Origin of the sequence: Microcoleus sp. Pol17C6 (genome assembly GCF_036701145.1) — a bacterium.
In the GTDB taxonomy this organism is placed as follows: domain Bacteria; phylum Cyanobacteriota; class Cyanobacteriia; order Cyanobacteriales; family Microcoleaceae; genus Microcoleus.
The window spans coordinates 13,796-28,181 of the sequence record NZ_JAUBQH010000074.1 but is presented as its reverse complement, the minus strand read 5'-3'; the positions used below and the strand labels follow the sequence as shown (position 1 = coordinate 28,181).

General features: G+C 47.4%; 19 protein-coding genes and 1 tRNA gene. 12 read left to right on the top strand and 8 right to left on the bottom strand.

Features of this window, described 5'->3' with window-relative positions; all coding sequences use genetic code 11:
* Positions 1-119 precede the first annotated feature (119 nt).
* Positions 120-419 (bottom strand): hypothetical protein, encoded by a 300-nt coding sequence (locus QUA25_RS25435; protein WP_333027404.1) that lies wholly within the window; start codon positions 417-419, stop codon positions 120-122.
* 49 nt (positions 420-468) lie between these two features.
* The gene (locus QUA25_RS25430) at positions 469-1,080 is read right to left on the bottom strand and encodes a DNA-3-methyladenine glycosylase (protein WP_333042116.1); all 612 of its coding nucleotides are present in this window, start codon (positions 1,078-1,080) and stop codon (positions 469-471) included.
* A 20-nt stretch (positions 1,081-1,100) separates the two neighbouring features.
* Between QUA25_RS25430 and QUA25_RS25425 the strand changes: the two genes are divergently transcribed.
* Positions 1,101-1,223, top strand: coding sequence for a hypothetical protein (locus QUA25_RS25425; protein WP_006633228.1), 123 nt, complete (start codon positions 1,101-1,103; stop codon positions 1,221-1,223).
* A 176-nt stretch (positions 1,224-1,399) separates the two neighbouring features.
* On the opposite strand, the gene QUA25_RS25420 is transcribed toward QUA25_RS25425, so the two are convergent.
* Together QUA25_RS25420 and QUA25_RS25415 are read right to left on the bottom strand one after the other, a co-directional pair.
* Positions 1,400-1,918: a pentapeptide repeat-containing protein gene (locus QUA25_RS25420; protein ID WP_333042114.1), complete on the bottom strand. Its 519-nt coding sequence runs from the start codon at positions 1,916-1,918 to the stop codon at positions 1,400-1,402.
* Positions 1,919-1,965: 47 nt separating this feature from the next.
* Complete coding sequence (locus tag QUA25_RS25415) at positions 1,966-2,148, bottom strand: hypothetical protein (protein ID WP_333042112.1); 183 nt, start codon at positions 2,146-2,148, stop codon at positions 1,966-1,968.
* 282 nt (positions 2,149-2,430) lie between these two features.
* Between QUA25_RS25415 and QUA25_RS25410 the strand changes: the two genes are divergently transcribed.
* Together QUA25_RS25410 and QUA25_RS25405 are read left to right on the top strand one after the other, a co-directional pair.
* Positions 2,431-2,934: a hypothetical protein gene (locus tag QUA25_RS25410; protein ID WP_333042110.1), complete on the top strand. Its 504-nt coding sequence runs from the start codon at positions 2,431-2,433 to the stop codon at positions 2,932-2,934.
* Positions 2,935-3,042: 108 nt separating this feature from the next.
* Positions 3,043-3,423: a translation initiation factor gene (locus tag QUA25_RS25405; protein ID WP_333042109.1), complete on the top strand. Its 381-nt coding sequence runs from the start codon at positions 3,043-3,045 to the stop codon at positions 3,421-3,423.
* A gap of 155 nt (positions 3,424-3,578) precedes the next feature.
* Here QUA25_RS25405 and QUA25_RS25400 read toward each other — a convergent pair.
* Both QUA25_RS25400 and QUA25_RS25395 read right to left on the bottom strand, forming a co-directional pair.
* Positions 3,579-3,663 (bottom strand) — tRNA-Ser (locus QUA25_RS25400).
* Between the two features lie 34 nt (positions 3,664-3,697).
* Entirely contained in the window at positions 3,698-4,615 is a 918-nt protein-coding gene (locus QUA25_RS25395; protein WP_333042107.1) for a TIGR04168 family protein, read from the bottom strand.
* 211 nt (positions 4,616-4,826) lie between these two features.
* On the opposite strand from QUA25_RS25395, the gene nadA reads away from it, so the two are divergent.
* The 8 genes from nadA to QUA25_RS25355 all read left to right on the top strand — a co-directional run bounded on the left by nadA (position 4,827) and on the right by QUA25_RS25355 (position 11,322).
* Positions 4,827-5,795, top strand: a complete 969-nt coding sequence (gene nadA / locus QUA25_RS25390) for a quinolinate synthase NadA (protein ID WP_333042105.1) — start codon at positions 4,827-4,829, stop codon at positions 5,793-5,795.
* Between the two features lie 161 nt (positions 5,796-5,956).
* Positions 5,957-6,574 (top strand): TIGR04282 family arsenosugar biosynthesis glycosyltransferase, encoded by a 618-nt coding sequence (locus QUA25_RS25385; protein WP_333042103.1) that lies wholly within the window; start codon positions 5,957-5,959, stop codon positions 6,572-6,574.
* Positions 6,575-6,986: 412 nt separating this feature from the next.
* Complete coding sequence (locus tag QUA25_RS25380; RefSeq protein WP_333042101.1) at positions 6,987-7,703, top strand: TIGR04283 family arsenosugar biosynthesis glycosyltransferase; 717 nt, start codon at positions 6,987-6,989, stop codon at positions 7,701-7,703.
* Positions 7,704-7,816: 113 nt separating this feature from the next.
* Positions 7,817-8,326 (top strand): photosystem I reaction center protein subunit XI, encoded by a 510-nt coding sequence (locus QUA25_RS25375; protein WP_333042100.1) that lies wholly within the window; start codon positions 7,817-7,819, stop codon positions 8,324-8,326.
* A 57-nt stretch (positions 8,327-8,383) separates the two neighbouring features.
* Complete coding sequence (locus QUA25_RS25370) at positions 8,384-8,500, top strand: photosystem I reaction center subunit VIII (protein WP_333042098.1); 117 nt, start codon at positions 8,384-8,386, stop codon at positions 8,498-8,500.
* A gap of 337 nt (positions 8,501-8,837) precedes the next feature.
* Complete coding sequence (locus QUA25_RS25365) at positions 8,838-9,392, top strand: hypothetical protein (RefSeq protein WP_333042096.1); 555 nt, start codon at positions 8,838-8,840, stop codon at positions 9,390-9,392.
* Between the two features lie 138 nt (positions 9,393-9,530).
* Positions 9,531-10,418 carry a hypothetical protein gene (locus QUA25_RS25360; protein ID WP_333042095.1) on the top strand — a complete coding sequence of 296 codons (888 nt, stop codon included), beginning with the start codon at positions 9,531-9,533 and terminating at the stop codon, positions 10,416-10,418.
* Positions 10,419-10,605: 187 nt separating this feature from the next.
* Positions 10,606-11,322: a DUF2996 domain-containing protein gene (locus tag QUA25_RS25355; protein WP_333042094.1), complete on the top strand. Its 717-nt coding sequence runs from the start codon at positions 10,606-10,608 to the stop codon at positions 11,320-11,322.
* Positions 11,323-11,481: 159 nt separating this feature from the next.
* Here QUA25_RS25355 and QUA25_RS25350 read toward each other — a convergent pair whose 3' ends face one another.
* Positions 11,482-12,303 carry an alpha/beta hydrolase gene (locus QUA25_RS25350; protein ID WP_333042092.1) on the bottom strand — a complete coding sequence of 274 codons (822 nt, stop codon included), beginning with the start codon at positions 12,301-12,303 and terminating at the stop codon, positions 11,482-11,484.
* Between the two features lie 85 nt (positions 12,304-12,388).
* On the bottom strand, positions 12,389-13,114 hold the full coding sequence (locus QUA25_RS25345) for a lysophospholipid acyltransferase family protein (protein WP_333042090.1): 726 nt from the start codon (positions 13,112-13,114) through the stop codon (positions 12,389-12,391).
* A gap of 836 nt (positions 13,115-13,950) precedes the next feature.
* On the opposite strand from QUA25_RS25345, the gene QUA25_RS25340 reads away from it, so the two are divergent.
* A complete protein-coding gene (locus QUA25_RS25340) occupies positions 13,951-14,265 on the top strand; it encodes a hypothetical protein (protein WP_190741078.1) in 315 nt (104 codons plus the stop codon).
* Positions 14,266-14,386: the final 121 nt, after the last annotated feature.

The window sequence follows — 14,386 nt, the reverse complement described above, 5'->3', positions numbered from 1 at the left end:
ATTTTGGTTTGTAAGGCAATTATCTACGCAGATATTGCCTTACAGATTTTTTTTTGCTCACTTTTTCAGTGCCATTGAACTAAAGTCCTCCCTACAAACACGGACTTACCAATTACTGTCTACATTTCCTGCATCAGCCGCAAATAATTCTGCCGCATCTGCGTCATATTTTCCATCATTCTATTAGCCATATCTTTCTCAACATCGCTCATTTGTTGCCAAAATAAAGCCGATCGCCTCGCCATAATTGCCTCTTCCCACAGCATCTCCAAAAGTTGCGCCGCCATTGGGTTTTCAGCATCGATAATCCCACACAATTGCTCGAAGGCCCGGTTGGCTTCGGTGTGAGTGCTAACATCCTGAACCAGGGTTAGGCATTTTTTAAGTTGTACGATCGGATTTTCAGAAGAGTAAGCCATAATTTCACTAAGATAAGCGACAAAATTTACACTGATACCTTTGAGATTACTAGAGTTGTGACACAGCCGTAGAGTTCCCTAAATACCACCGCCAAGGCAAATCAATTCCTTGAGAAATCCCGATCCGCGTAGTTTGCACAAAATTTATTGTACCCCCCTCCACAGCTTGCTGAAATTCCTCGCTCCGGTGTTCCAACCGCAGCGGTTGGCCTGCAGCCAAAGGAAAACCGCTTAAAGTTCGATCGATATCGAGCACCTTACACAGTTTCCCAGGCCCGGCGGCGAGGCGCGATCGCTTCTTCTCGGGAATTCCAGCGTACCCCTTGAGAACCGCATCTACCTGCAAAGCTCGAATCAGCACAGCACTAGCAACTCCCTCTACATCGGTCACAACATTAAAACAGTGATACATCCCGTAGATTAAGTAAACGTAGCTCATACCCGCAGGCCCGAACATCACCTCATTGCGAGGAGTTCGCTGTCGGTAAGCGTGACAAGCGGGGTCTCCCGGGCCGTAAGCTTCGGTTTCGACAATAATTCCCCGAATCGTCTCGCCGTCAGGAAACTGCCGCACCAGAGTACAGCCCAGCAAATCTGGCGCTACGCTGGTAGATGGCCGCGCCAGCCAAAAAGATTCTACAATCTGAGTATTTGCACTCACTCAACAACAGCAGGTAAATTATGGACGTTAAGTTAGTTTTAGCAGTCTTGACAGCAGTTTTCACGGTTTGCTGTCTGTTCTTCGGTACAAAAAACGGATTCTACGATACTGATAAGTATCACGGTAACGGTTCTGCTCACTAATTTTAGGCGGCACTTAGTTGCTTAAAAAAACCGCCGGCTGACTGACAGGTGGCGGTTTTTTTTTAATGAACCACAGAGGCCACAGAGGACACAGAGAAAGAGAAAAGAGAGAGCAGAAAGAATTAAAAGAAGTTGACAAATAATGATGACACAGCAGATTGCTTTATGGGCTGCCATTAAGGATGAATTGTGCCATCTGGCATTTGAGCTTCTTGCAAGCTAGCATTCGAGAAGTCAGCGCATCCCATGAGGTTGAAACGCATGGTCGCTCCTCGATCCGTTGCTTTCATATTGAAACCAATTACTGCATTTTCTGGGTTATTCTGTTGTGGAACAGCGCTGACATTAAAATCCATATTTGCTTCTTTTTCATTAGCCTCAAGGTTGAAAGTGATGCCGGCACAGCCCAAATCAGCTCCCGTGAGGTTGGCTCTATTTAAGTTGGCATTTTTGAGGTTGGCATTGGTCAACTTGGCTCCTGATAAGTTAGCACCTTCTAGATTAGCTCCCTGCAAGTTGACTCCTTGCAAGTCTAATCCTTTTAGGTTGGCATTGCTGAAATTGCATTCGGGACACTGTTTTGTTTGCAGCAATTCCTTGACTTGGTTTTTTTGATTTGAAAAAGTTAGATATTTTACCGCAGTAAATACAACTGCGATGGACAATGCAGCAGTAAATAAATTCTTTAATTTCATAAATATCCGAAAAGCTTCGGGGGCTTTCTCTCGCGGTTAATAGATTTCTACAATAGTGCGATCGACCTCTCCAGAATTCCCACACTAAAATTGCAGGCATCTCCCACAAGCAGTGTGGCGCAATTAAACACCGCCGGACTTATACATCCCGCCTCCTTTCCCCCACCAGTGCTGCTTTGAGCTTGGCACTCGCCCCCTCCGTCTGCTTCACTTTGCTTTGAGCAGTCCACAAACGGAATTTATTGTTACCCGGAGCCGCGCATTTGCATATACCTGCGGACTGAAATCAAAGAAACTTTATTTATATCCCTGGAATGAGTAAATCTTCGAGAGATTACAGCATGATTAAATAGAAACGCAATACCGTACCTGCGCTGTTAAGTTCTCAGCAACTACTTGTGTCAAAATTGCTTTGAGAAATTAATTTACTCTAAAAACTGTTAGCAGCAGCTCAGGTTCCTAAACCTCGCCAGAATACACCCTACCTATAATCCCGACAATTCGGAGCGGTAATGAACACAATCAAACCCGAACCCCAAAGATCGCGCTTCATGGCTCTGCTGCTGACAACGCTGTTGACCTTTCCCTTTGTGAGTGCTTGCGGTTCTGACGAGCGAACTTACGCTCCCCCGCCTCCTGTTGACAACACTCGCGCTGGAGGAGTGCAAACTAATCGCGCCTCCAGTCCAACGCCCCAAGCGAAAAAAGGACTGAGCAATGCTCAAAAAGTAGGGATTACTTTAGCAGGAGCAGCCGCCCTTTACTACATCTACAATCAGTATAAAAATAAACAAGAAAAGGGGCCGCAGGGAAAACATTACCTTTCCAAAAACGGTCGCGTTTACTACCGCGATGCCCAGAATCGCGCGGTCTGGGTAACGCCCCCGCCTGAAGGAATTAAAGTTCCGGAGTCCGAGGCAGCGCGTTACCGCGAATTCCAGGGGTACAACAACCAAACTACCGGTCGAGACCTTACTACCTTGCCGGAAGCTACAGCTCCTGTTCCGGCACAGTAGTCTAAGCATTTGACATTTTAGATTGCAGGTTCCCTGAGTTTCACTTATATCTGGGATTCCCAATCTAAAACAGTTGTTTTTCAACACATAAAAAAGAGGAACTTTATCATGGTAGACGGATTTTTGCGGAAGTTAAAAGATGCGATCGTCGGGCCAGACGGCGAGCAAGTCGATCCTGACGGCAATTACGAAAATGCTTCAAATCCCGGAGAGTACGGCAACGTGACTCCAGCCAGCCAAGACCCCTATGGCGACCCGGCTGACTACGGAGAGTACGGCAACGTGACTCCAGCCAGCCAAGACCCCTACGGCGACCCGGCTGACTACGCCGGTACCGACTACGGACAGTTCGGCAACGTGACTCCGGCCAGCGAAGACCCCTACGGCGACCCGGCTGATTACGTAGCGGATGCTGGAATGTTCGGCAATGTTAGCCCAGCGAGCGAAGACCCCTACGGCGACCCGGCAGATGAGGAAGGGTTTAGTTAAATCAGTTGCCTAGAAAATTTACCTGGTAAGCAACAGCACCCCTACGGGGGTGTTTTTTTTGGGGAAATACCAAGAGCGAGCCAAAGATGAGCGTAAAAGGAACTCTTGAGGGGATAGACAATCTGAAACCCTTAACGGACAAGAGAATTGTTAAACGGAGAGGGTGGGATTTGAACCCACGGAACCTTGCGGTTCACCTGATTTCAAGTCAGGCGCATTCGACCACTCTGCCACCTCTCCTGGCGCATAAATTTTATCATACCAGCAAATGTCTCTAACTACAAATAGCCGCAGATTCAGTGCGCCGATAAAGAATTTGTTCTCTTTCTACCGCGCAATCTTCGCCTACCCATACCAGAGACACTTCCGACACTGCTCCATTTTCCAGCAGGACGATCGAGAAATTCCGCAATTTCGAGCACTCTCTCTCCACAATTCGCGGTACGCAGGCCGCATTCAAATAAACTGTACCCTCCGCACTCACCTCCAGCGACTTCCGCAACTCGTGCTTCGTGTGCCGCAGTTTGTGGTGCATATGACCAAAAGTTACCAGAGGTATGTGCTTCCCAAAACTCCGAGTTCGATCGATCGCCTCCGCAAAATCCGGGTCGCCCCAATCCCCTCCCAGCGGCTTCCAATCTCGCCCGCAGGGGTCTTCAGGAGCCTCTCCCAACCCCGTCGGGCCCGTGTGACCCAAAAAAATCACATTTTCGCAATCGGCATCGGCCGCCGCTTCTGCAATGCGCCGCGCTGACTCTTCAAAACTCTCTACGCCAAACCATTCCGAGTAAAAATCCCCGTACTTCCACTCCGAGCCTCCCCAAGTAAACGGGCGGCTTCCCACGACAGTTACGCCCAATTCGGGAAAATCACGCTTCCCGTAACCGACGTGAGCTTCTCCCATTAAATCTAACTGCTGTTTTACCCAATTTTCTTGAGTGCGATCGTAAGGGCACTGACTGCGGCCCCACTCTGTCGCCGTGTACCAAGCGTCGTGGTTACCAAACACCGCTGCTTTCGGAATGTCCAATTGGGCGATCGCCCTCACCACCTCCACCGACTCATTACCAAAATCCCCCACAAACAGCACCAAATCAACGCCCAGATGCTTCAGGGCCTCGCCGTCTTCAGGTTCCCAGTGATCGTGAACGTCCCCCACCACCGCAATTTTGATAGATTTAGCTTTATTCATGTGATTTGTCATGTGCGATCGATCCCTAGCCCCTTCTTACTCAGCATAAGAAACAGCGACCAATTTTTGCACTCTCCCGCAGCATATTTTGGATTGGAAATTTGAGATTTTAGATTGGCTCCACTGAACAGCCAGCACTTTTTGGTGAATTCAACTATAATTCAAAATACACTTTAGCTGTCTTCGCCACCTTCCCCGGAATATTCTAACTGTGTTTACCACCGCACCTGCTCCGAACTTTACTCAAACCCGACTGCCCCACGACTTGTTTGCAGCCATTAACGCCCTCAAACAAGAGTTAAATGCCGTCATTCTCGCCCACTATTACCAAGACTCCGAGATTCAGGACATCGCAGACTTCATTGGCGACTCCCTAGAACTTGCCCGCAAAGCCGCCAACACCAGCGCCGATGTCATAGTTTTTGCCGGAGTTCATTTCATGGCAGAAACCGCAAAAATTCTCAATCCCGACAAATTAGTATTGTTGCCAGACTTAAATGCTGGGTGTTCCCTCGCCGACAGTTGCCCTCCCGAAGCCTTTGCAGCTTTCAAAGCCGCTCGACCAGGACATTTGGTAATTTCCTACATTAATTGTACCGCCGCAATTAAGGCAATGAGCGATATAATTTGCACCAGTTCTAACGCGGTTAAAATTGTCAACCAAATTCCCGAAAATCAGCCGATAATTTTTGGACCCGATCGCAATCTCGGCCGGTACGTCATGGAACAAACCGGAAGAGACATGGAGATCTGGCAAGGAGCTTGCATCGTCCACGAAAACTTCTCAGAAAAAAAGATAGTTCAACTCAAAATCGAAAATCCCGAAGCCGAAATAATTGCCCACCCAGAATGCGAACCTCCCGTGCTGCGCCACGCGAATTACATCGGCTCCACCACCGCTTTGCTCAAATATTCTCAAGCTAGTTCCAGCCAAGCTTTTATTGTCGCGACTGAACCGGGAATCATTCACCAAATGGAAAAGCAAGCTCCGCACAAACGATTCATTCCCGCTCCTTCAACCAATAATAACTGCGCTTGCAACGAATGCCCGCACATGAGATTAAATACCTTGGAAAAATTGTATCTATCCCTAAAAAATCAAACCCCTGAAATTACCATGCCCCAAGATATTCAACTAGCAGCCTTACAGCCCATCCAGCGAATGTTAGAAATGAGCTAACCGCTGGCTATTTTTAAGTGAATTTATTGTGTGGTGGGTTGGGCGCAGCGATTAAATTAAGTCATTGCCTAACCCACCAACATCGATCGGCAATCTGTGAAGCAGTGGTTAACTCTGTCTTTTCCTCTGCGGTTCATTCCTTTAAAACTCATCAACAATAAATGATGCCAGAAAAACTGATTGTTTTCACTCGCTATCCCGAACCGGGAACAACCAAAACTAGACTAATTCCCGTGCTGGGAAAAGCAGGTGCTGCCAACCTTCACCGCTTGATGGCCCAACGGACGATCGCCTGCGCTCTCTCTCTCCAAAAATCCCGCCGATTATTGGTAGAAATTCACCGATCCGGCGGCAGCCAACAACTGATGCAAGACTGGTTGGGAAGTGATATTATTTGTCAAAATCAAATAGACGGAGATTTGGGCGCAAGAATGAAAGCAGCGTTTGAAAAATCTTTTAATTCAGGGGTGGAAAAAACTGCAATAATCGGTACAGATTGTCCTGATTTGAAAGCAGAAATCATGGCACAAGCTTTTGATGAACTGAGCCAGCACGATTTAGTTTTGGGTCCGGCAAAAGACGGAGGTTATTATCTGATCGGGTTGCGGCGATCGATACCGGAATTATTCGGTGGCATTCACTGGGGAACCAGTCAAGTATTCGCTTGTACGCGGGCGATAGCCCAAAAGCTAGACCTCAATATTGCTTATCTTCCCACTCTTGCAGATATCGATCGACCAGAAGATCTCCTCGGTTTAGATATTAATATTTTGAAATAACTAAATTATATTTAATTTATTTTTATTATTATAAATGGTCATATTTCATTAGATAAAACTACTTGATTATGAAACCACAATGTCATAATATAGTAATTGTATTTGTCTAACCTAATGCTGAATCTCATTAGCAGTTAGACAGCGCTTGGGACAATAGTCCCAGGCGCGAGAAGCAGCCAAAAATTACCAACAAAATTAGCAACTAACAGATCAGATTTGTACAAAAGCCGCCCTGCCACAGGAAAGCCCAATGTAGGCGCGGGCCCGGTGTAAAAAATGAGCAACTAATAGCTGGGTTTTTTACCAAACTCTCCCACCTTAAGACCAAATGTAGGGGCGATCCCGGGGTCAAAAAGGGGCAAAATCAGCTTTGTACAAAACCCGCTCTCTCTCACGGGCTGCTTAATTCTGTATGTCGCCAGAAAATCCTAATATCAAAATTTCCATTATCATTCCAGTCTTAAACGAAGCACCTACAATTGCCTCAGTCATCTCCACCGCCCTTGAGGCCCAAAATGCCGAAATAATTGTCGCCGACGGTGGCAGCACCGACGGTACTACAGATATAGCAAAATCTTTGGGCGTCCGAGTTATCTCCACCGCCCCAGGCCGGGCCACCCAAATGAATGTAGGTGCTGCTGCTGCTACTGGAGAGATCCTGCTGTTTCTCCACGCAGACACTCTTTTGCCTCCCGGGTACGACTCAAGCGCGCGTCGGGTACTAGCTAACCCGTCTGCAGTAGCGGGGGCCTTTGAACTCAAGATTGACGCCCGCAATCTCAGCCTCCGGTTGGTAGAAACAGGGGTAAACTGGCGATCGAACTTTTTGGAAATGCCCTACGGCGATCAAGCTATTTTCCTCCACGCAGTTACCTTTGACAAAATCGGGGGTTTTCCCGACTTGCCCCTCATGGAAGACTTTGAATTCGTGCGCCAATTGAAAAAACAAGGCCGCATTGAAATAGTACCCCAGCCAGTGCTGACCTCCGCCCGTCGCTGGCAGCAGCTTGGGATCATCAAAACCACCGCCATTAATCAAATAGTAATCATCGCTTATTTCTTGGGAGTGTCGCCCGATCGACTCGCTTTCTGGTATAAGAGGCAAAAGAAAAATTCTTCCAAAAACTAAAGAATAGTGAACTTTTCTAAAGCTCGCCGTTAATTATGTAAATAGGAAACACGTCCCTGCGTAAAATATGACTTGAACGCCTCAACTTTTTAAACTGCGAGGACAAACAGAATATGGCCGATCCCAGAGATGCAGAGCTTATTAAACCCTTTAACGGCGACCCCTTCACGGGTCATCTAGCCACCCCCATCAGTGCTTCTGATTTCACAAAAGCATTCATTGGGAACTTGCCCGCCTACCGCAAAGGACTCTCGCCCCTAATTCGAGGCCTAGAAATCGGTTTGGCACACGGTTATTTCCTCGTCGGCCCCGAAATCGTCTTCGGACCCCTGCGGGATTATCCAGAAGCAGCTAATCTCGGGGGATTATATACAGCCCTCGTCTTAGTTCTGTTGGGCACACTAGGTATGTCTGCTTACGGTTTAGTCTCTTTCAAACAAGACAACACCAGCTACCCTAGCGCTAATCCCATGACGCCTGATTCCCTCAGAAATGCTGAGGGGTGGAGCCAGCTTACCGGGGGTTTCTTCATTGGTGGAATGGGTGGTGTCTTTGTTGCCTACTTCTTACTCGAAAACTTTAACGGCGTTGATGCCATTTTCCGGGGTTTAGTCAACAATTAGGCTTCACTCCCAAATATCCCTGTTGGAACACACTAACTTTAGTTTGGAGAATTTGATATGACAGGTTCCTACGCTGCCTCTTTCTTGCCTTGGATTTTGATTCCCCTAATTACCTGGGTGATGCCGGTGGTGGTAATGGGTTTGTTGTTTATCTACATTGAAAGCGACGCCTAATCCTTACCCCTAAAGTAAGACCTAAGTTGGAAAGCCGAAGTAAGAGGATTGAGGAACAATTGCTGTGAAATTTCTAGATAAATCTAGGGACAATCAGCAAAAATTGTTTTGAGATTGCTGGCTATTAGAAAACTTAGTTTCTTTACCCCCATCCCCAGAATTTATCTGTGGAGCAATCTTTCAGTTTTCTGCCTTCAAAACTCGTAAGTGCAAAAAAATCCTCTGCCTCCAGGCAGAGGATTTTTTTGCAAAGAAGACAAATCATCCGCTCAGAGCACACAAATTGCCAAATTCTAAGCCACAATTGTTATGGAAACCTACTAATGAGGAGACAGCGATGCAATTTTTCCCCGCACGCCGCATCTTAGCTCCATTCCTGATCTCGGTATTGCTGTTAGTGACCGCCTGCGGTCAAACCCAAACCACCTCCCGCTGGGACAAAGCTCAGCAGGAAAGCACCCAAAAATCTGGTAAAGCACAGCAGACAACTGCTGATAAATCAAGTGCTAGTAATCAAAACCTGCCCAAGAAGGCAGTTGCAGGCGGTAAGTTAAATAAATACTTTCCGGCTTCTGGCGGTGGATTCGATCGCGTTTTTGCTCAAGAAAAATCTGGTTTTGCTGAAGCTAAGTTGAACAAAGACGGTAAAAATGTCGCGGTGCTCTCGATTAACGACATCGCCGGCAACCCCAGCGCAGGTGCAAAATTTAAGCAAAGTACCAAGCAAATCAGTGGCTATCCCGCCGTTAATCAGGGTGCTAATGGTACCGCTGTTTTAGTGGCAAATCGCTATCAGGTGAAAGTTCAATCACGCAGTCCCTCTTTTACCGCGAGCGAGCGCGAAGCTTGGCTGTCAAAATTTAACCTCGGCGGCCTCGCCCGCCTCAAGTAGCAATCTCTTTTGTCACACTCCGCGCCCGACTCCTGTCTGGCGCTATCCAAACTAAGTTAGCCACAAAAAGAGTGTGAAGTTTTTGCCATCTGCCAAAAGTAATATCTTTGATTTTCGTTCCAGCAAAAGGAGTTTTTTGTGAGCAAAACAGTCTTTGAATTAGTCGATCAACTGCCTCAAGACAACATGACTGTCAAAGCCCTCCGAGCGCTTGACTTTGTGGTTCCCGGTGAGTGGAACAATTTAGTTGGCTTTGAAAATACCATTCGCACCGTTACTGGCGAAACTGACGAAGAACTGATCCAGCAAATTGGCGAGCGCGCCATCTACCTCTACAACGATAAATCAGAGGGCTACCAGCGCGCTCTCTGGCTCTACCAAACTATTGACAACGCCGACAAGGCTTTGGGCAGTGCCGCCCTCGCTAATAAGGTTGCGGAAAATGTCTCGTTTTTATCGTTCCTCGGCAATATCACTCCCAAGGCAGAAAAAGCTCAAACGATCGACCTTTCTCTGAAGTTAGTCACTGAGTTGCTCGCGTTTTGCCAAATCAACGGCATTCCCGGCGACAGCATCGGCGATTTTGCCGCATCCTTGGGCGACTACGGCGGCGAATCCCTGATGCGGATGGCTGCTTTGGTTTGTTTTGACGGTTTGATTCCTTTGGGTCCAGACTTTATCATGGCAACTCAGTCTTGGATTCAAAAGCTCTCTCCTAGCGATTTGCAATCCAATCCGTCATTTAATGCGATCGGCGGCATGATTCCTGGGGGTTCTCCCGCAGGCCAACTCGGCTTTATCGGCGAAAGCTTTAACTCGGTTTCCGGCTGGATGAGCTCTTTTGTGGGCGATCGGGGTTTGACTCCCCAAAACGTACTAGGCCACTTGCAGAATTTTGTAGATATTTCAGCAGACAAGGTGGACTACGTGGGCGCATTCCTCGACATGACTACCAACTACTACGAACACACTGGTGTTCAAACTCTCGCCCGCCGTTTGATTGAACGAGCTGTCGCTGAGATTTAGAATAACCAAAGGAGTTGTGATGTTTGCGAGCGATCGCCCTCTGAGAGTGTTTTGAGTTCAAATTTTTTGGAAGGAGCAATTCTCTCTCGGTTGGTTTTCGATAAAAAGTGTGCGCGATCGCAAAAGTCGATCGCCCCCACCGGCACTCACAACTCCTTTTACCGATCACTTTTAAAAGGAAGCGTTAATGCCAGAAGAACCGCAAAACCCTACCGCTGGAGAATCGGAAACTCCCAGTGCTTCGATCGAGAACGCCCCGAGTTCCGACGAACCCGAGACAAGCGACTTTCCCAGCACGGACAAGCCTCAGCCGACTGCTAAAAAGCCTGCAGCCAAGAAAGAACCGAAAAATCCTACCGCTGGCGAATCGGAAACTCCCAGTGCTGCGATCGAGAACGCCCCGAGTTCCGACGAACCCGAGACAACCGACTTACCCAGCACTGACAAGCCTCCAGCGGCTGCTAAAAAGCCCGCAGCCAAGGCCGAAGGCGACAAGCCCCCAGCTAAAGCTAAAAAGGAAAAAGCACCTGCTGTTGAAGACAAGCCCTTTGCGGAATTTATTCAACAAGATTATTTGCCCGCTTTGCAAACTGCTTTGACTAAGCAGGGCGTTAAGGATTTAGAGGTGAGTTTGGCAAAGCAAAAACTCCCAGTTGCGGGTATGAGTTCCGCCGGGGATTGCTGGCAGGTAATTGGGAAATTCCAAGAAGGTCAGCGCCAATTTAACATATATTTTCCTCAAGAAAATATTCAAAGTCAAAGGGCGTTTTCCTGCGCTGAAAATAATACCAAAACTAGCACTTTAGAGCCTTTCTTGATAGATGAGCGCAAGGTAACACTAGACCTCATGGTGTTTGGCGTCGTCCAGCGGCTTAACGCTCAAAAATGGCTAAATCTTAATTAGTCAGTAGTCATTAGTTATTAGTCCTTAGTGGCGGGTCTTCGGACACTTACTAATGAGTGTCAGGGCGGGTTAATTGTAATATAAACTTTACCCCTCGCCCAATTTCTAATTTTGCCCTGACTGACTCAGAAGTCAAAAGTCATAGCTAATGACTAATGACTAATGACTATTGACTAAGGACAGATTTTCTTCGGATTTTGTCAAAAAATTGCGAGCTTGCATTATCCCGTAAAGATTAACATCTGTTTCTAACAAACAAGCATGACCGCTGTTAGCCAGCAGCACCATTTCAGCATTGGGAATTACCTTGACTAAAAGCTTCGCTTCTACTAAGGAAGGCAGCAGCCGATCGGCACCGCTAGCAATTACTAGCGTCGGCTGTTTGATGCCGCGCAACTGATTTTCGTCAACATTAAACGATCGCACTAACGCCAATCTCCACACAGACGTATTTTGCGGTACTGCTTGCATCGCTTCTAGCAAAGCGCGGCGATCGTCGCGCCCAATCTTTCCTAATGATGCTAATATCGGCAATAAACCGATTACCGACAGCGGATAAAGGTTGGCCGGCAGCCACTGAGTCAGGTACGAGCCCCACTGCACCCAAGGCTGCTGTCGAAACGAAGAAGCTGGATTGACTAAAATTAATCGATCACACAATTGGGGAGCTTCTAACATCACTTTCATCGCTAAACACCCCCCAAATGACTCGCCGCACAGATAAACCGGCCGCTTCGACTTTCCGGCTTGCTTTTCGGCTTCAATTAAGGCAATTGTTTCCCCAACCAGTACATCCCAACTAGGCGTATCGTCAGCAGGTAAAGTTAAGCAACGAATGTCGAAATGATTGGCTAATTTAGGAATTTGGGAGCGCAGCAGCAAACCGCCCCCGTCCATACCGGGCAAAAATACAAATAAAGGGCGATCAAGTTTCGGGGGTTTGGGGGTTAGGAAACGAAGCTTGTTGTTAGCATTTGCCATGATTCAAGTCAATCGATTTTAGATTTTAGATTTTAGATTTTAGATTGGAAATCTGACACCAGTCCACAGTCAACAGTCAACAAACTTACAAACAACCTCGTTGGAGTAATTCTGCAATTTCGCCCTGACAGTGGTCTGTGAGTTCAGCCACAACTGCTTTGGCTTTTTTGCCTTGATATTGCTGCTGTCTCTCGGCAGTAATCCAGTAAGGCTGGCCGATTAAAACATTAACTCGCTGATAAATTATCACAGGATGCCACCCAGAGCGATCGAACAGCGGTTCCGAAGGATCAAACAAACTCAACAACTTGAGCGGTACACCCGATCGTACCGAGTGTTCCTCAAAAGAACTAATCGCCACCGGCAAAACCGCCAAATCCCGCACCGGCGCCCGCAAAGCCAAATGAGCAAATCCGCGCTGAAACTTCCCCACAGTATTGGGTCCAGTCACCTTCACCATCGGTTCTGCACCCTCTGGAAACACCCCCACCATCTCCCCGCTTTGCAGCAGCGCTGTCGCTTGAGAGAAAAAATGCTGCTGTCGGTGCTCGGGTGCTTCCAAGGGGAAAGCGCCGAAAGTCGTGACAACTTCCCTCATCAGCGGAACTTGACCCATGTAATGATGACAAGCAAAGCGGATTGATCGACCCAAAGCCGCTGTCAGCAGCACAGGATCTAAAAAACTGCGGTGATTGCTCACCACCAGCACCGGACTCTCTTGGGGAATCCGGTCTTCGCGGAACACAAACGTCTGCGTTCCCAAACCAGCCAGGAAACAGCGCGAAATCAGCAATTTGCTCTCTGAAGACATGGGAGAAAAGACAGGTGCGACGCTATAAAGGTTGATTCAATTCCCACGCAGCTTAACATTACTTTACCAAGTCAGGGCTCCCTCAAAAAGTAGACTTTCCCCTTATGCCTTGGTTTGGTAATCTTGGACGCAAGGGTGGTCCTCACCTTGGTGGTTCGCGCCTTTACTTATAGTAAGCGACCTAAAATAGTAAAAAAGCTGCTTTCTAGGCGTCAGAGTGCGATCGCCAACTGTTGGGGCCAAATTTCCCAGTCAGAAGCAAAAATTTATCAAGTGTTGTGGCAACTTATCAGGAAATTGGGTTGAAAACCGCGTCGTTATAGGACGGCTTTTTGATACCATAGACATGGTTGTAATTCCCAAGGTGGGCGGTTGTGAAGCGGCGCCATCGTCGGCACCCTAGAACCTGAAAGCTTTTTGAGAGCAAAAAGAAGGGTAGCGAAAACCTTGTAAAACAGAGCTAGGGAATCAACGCATTCTCACCAGAAAATCAATAATTTGTTTCAGTCAAGTAGGGTGGGGCACACCCGAACTCGCTTGCTCGTATCAAGCGTACGCTTTTGGAGATAGGCTCTCTGGGGTGGTTGTGAGTTAAGCTGGTCAATTGGTGCAATTGCACGGTTGAAGAGTTTAAGGATTGCCGCAAGGACACAGCGCTTAAAGGTCAGTCGATGAATTAAGAATCCCGCGGTACGGCCGGGGAGTGTCAATAAAGAATGTTTACAACAACCCCAAAACCAAGTTGCGGCAGCTAAACTTAGAAATTTACAGTCGGCATTGACGCACTGTCAAAGTATTTTTGGACAAGTGGTAATAGCAATCTCGCGAGGCATCAAATGAATAACATCCAAAACTATCGCCTTAGATGTACGCTCACCTTTGGCGACATTTACGGTCAAATCATTGTTTGGCTGATAGTCATCTTCCTAAGTCTAGCGTCGGCACTGGCCTTGTGGAGTAGCGCCCGCCAAATCTTCGCCTTGGCTACCGTCGGCTTGATTTTAGTGCTGTCTCTGCCCTTTTTGCTGTTTGCTTTCGTTACAACTCTGCTAAATAACATTGAAGTGCTTGCTGTAGAACCCGGTACGGAACCTCAACCTTCTGCAACGGGAAATCAGTCGCTTCAGAATCCTGCCGAAAGCGCCGGCTAGTCCAATTTGAAATTTTAACTTTTGATTTTCCATTCAAATCAAAAGTTAAAAAACTTCCTGCTCTTTTGGTAGGAAGTTTTTTTTTGCGTCACGATAAGTTGAGCAGAACACTCAAAATAAT